At 71.6% G+C, this 2,692-nt stretch carries 2 protein-coding genes; one reads left to right on the top strand and one right to left on the bottom strand.

Annotation, left to right across the window (positions count from 1 at the left end; translation table 11 throughout):
* The coding region (uvrA, locus tag VR44_RS33205; protein ID WP_045951351.1) for an excinuclease ABC subunit UvrA at positions 1–1,909 on the top strand (1,909 nt) is incomplete at its 5' end.
* 260 nt (positions 1,910–2,169) lie between these two features.
* Here uvrA and VR44_RS33200 read toward each other — a convergent pair.
* The coding region (locus VR44_RS33200; protein WP_045951350.1) for an NAD(P)-dependent oxidoreductase at positions 2,170–2,692 on the bottom strand (523 nt) is incomplete at its 5' end.

The raw sequence follows: 2,692 nt of genomic DNA, 5'->3' as shown, positions 1-2,692 counted from the left end.
GGCCCTGCTGTACGGGCACAAGACCCAGATCGAGGTCCGCTACCGCAACCGGTACGGCCGCGAGCGGGCCTACACCACGGCCTTCGAGGGCGCCGTGCCGTTCGTCAAGCGGCGGCACGCCGAGTCCGAGAGCGACGCCAGCCGCGAGCGCTTCGAGGGCTACATGCGCGAGGTGCCCTGCCCGACCTGTGAGGGCACGCGGCTCAAGCCGATCGTGCTCGCGGTGACGGTGATGGAGCGGTCCATCGCCGAGGTCGCCGCGATGTCGATCAGCGAGTGCGCCGACTTCCTGGGACGGCTGAAGCTCGACGCCCGCGACAAGAAGATCGCCGAGCGGGTCCTCAAGGAGGTCAACGAGCGGCTCCGCTTCCTGGTCGACGTGGGCCTGGACTACCTCTCCCTCAACCGCGCCGCGGGCACCCTGTCGGGCGGCGAGGCCCAGCGCATCCGGCTGGCCACGCAGATCGGCTCCGGCCTGGTCGGCGTCCTGTACGTGCTGGACGAGCCGTCCATCGGCCTGCACCAGCGCGACAACCACCGGCTGATCGAGACGCTGGTGCGGCTGCGGGACATGGGCAACACCCTGATCGTCGTCGAGCACGACGAGGACACGATCAAGGTGGCCGACTGGGTCGTCGACATCGGCCCGGGCGCCGGTGAGCACGGCGGCAAGGTGGTGCACAGCGGCTCGCTGAAGGAGCTGCTGAAGAACGGCGAGTCGATGACCGGCCAGTACCTGTCCGGCAAGAGGTCCATCCCCGTACCGGACGTCCGCCGGCCGGTGAACGGGGAGCGCAAGCTCACCGTCCACGGCGCCAAGGAGAACAACCTGCGGGACATCGACGTGTCCTTCCCGCTGGGCGTCCTCACGGCGGTCACGGGCGTGTCGGGCTCCGGCAAGTCCACGCTGGTCAACGACATCCTGTACACGCACCTGGCGCGCGAGCTGAACGGCGCGCGCTCGGTGCCCGGCCGGCACACCCGGGTGGACGGCGACGACCTGGTCGACAAGGTCGTCCACGTCGACCAGTCCCCGATCGGCCGGACGCCGCGGTCCAACCCGGCGACGTACACGGGCGTCTTCGACCACGTGCGCAAGCTCTTCGCGGAGACGATGGAGGCGAAGGTGCGCGGCTACCTGCCGGGCCGCTTCTCCTTCAACGTCAAGGGCGGCCGGTGCGAGAACTGCTCCGGTGACGGCACGATCAAGATCGAGATGAACTTCCTGCCGGACGTCTACGTCCCCTGCGAGGTCTGCCACGGCGACCGGTACAACCGGGAGACGCTGGAGGTCCACTACAAGGGCAAGTCCATCGCCGAAGTCCTCAACATGCCGATCGAGGAGGCGCTGGAGTTCTTCGAGGCGGTCCCGACGATCGCCCGGCACCTGAAGACGCTGACGGAGGTCGGTCTGGGCTACGTCCGCCTCGGCCAGTCGGCGCCGACCCTGTCCGGTGGCGAGGCGCAGCGCGTGAAGCTGGCGTCGGAGCTGCAGAAGCGGTCGACGGGGCGGACGGTGTACGTGCTGGACGAGCCGACGACCGGTCTGCACTTCGAGGACATCTCGAAGCTGATCAAGGTGCTGTCCGGGCTGGTGGACAAGGGGAACTCGGTGATCGTCATCGAGCACAACCTGGACGTCATCAAGACGGCTGACTGGGTCGTGGACATGGGCCCCGAGGGCGGCTACGGCGGTGGTCTCGTCGTCGCCGAGGGCACGCCGGAGCAGGTCGCCTCGGTGGGCGCGAGCCACACGGGGAAGTTCCTGCGGGACATCCTGGGGGCGGAGCGGATCTCCGATGCCGGGTTGCCTGCGGCGCGGGCCGTGCGGAAGAAGGCGGCCCCGGCGAAGAAGGCCGCCGCTGCACCGGCCGCGAAGAAGACGGCCCGAGCCGCGCGCAAGGCGTAGCCGGGCCGGGCGGGGCCGGGGGTGCGGGTACCGCTGCGCGGAGCCTCTCCCCGCCCCGCCCTTTCACCGTATCCCGGGACAAGCCCCGGACGCCGTACGTGCGCTCAAACGCCGCGCGGGCTATGTACAGCCCCGCCGGCGTTTGAGGCGCGGGGCTCGGGGGGCGGAGCCCCCTGGGGGCACCTNCCAGCGGTAGCTGGGGGAGAAACGGAGAAAGGGCGGGGCGGGGAGACGGCTCCGCGCAGCGACACCGGCACGGGTCAGGTGGCGACGCCCACCGCGTGGCCGGCCGTCGACGGGTCGGACAGGAGGTCCAGGAGGGCCGTCGCCACGTCCGCGCGGGGGATCACGCGGCCGCCCGGGACATTGGCGTCGAGGGCTCGGCGGTAGTAACCGGTGCCCAGCCGGTTCAGCAGGCGCGGCGGCCGGACCACCGTCCACCGCAGCCCGCTCGCCGCCGCGATGACCGACTCCATGACGGCGAGGTCCGCGTACAGGTCGCGCAGCGCCCGCCGGAGGAGGGGGTAGCCGACCTTGCGGACGAGGAGGCCGTCCCCCTTCGAGTCCGGCGCCAGCGGCGCCGCGCTGACCGCCATCAGCCGCTCGACCCCCGTCCGCCGCATCGCCGCGACCACCGCCCGCAGGGCCGGCCCGGTGACCGGTGCCAGCCGGGCCTGCTTGTTGTTCGCGGCGCCGAGCGCCGAGACCACCGCGTCCCGCCCCGCCAGGACCGGCAGCAGCGCCGACTCGTCCGTCAGGTCGGCCACCACCGCCACCTGCAGC

The sequence above is a fragment of the Streptomyces katrae genome, from assembly GCF_000966975.1.
Lineage (GTDB): Bacteria > Actinomycetota > Actinomycetes > Streptomycetales > Streptomycetaceae > Streptomyces > Streptomyces katrae.
This window is presented reverse-complemented; position numbering and strand designations above follow the sequence as displayed.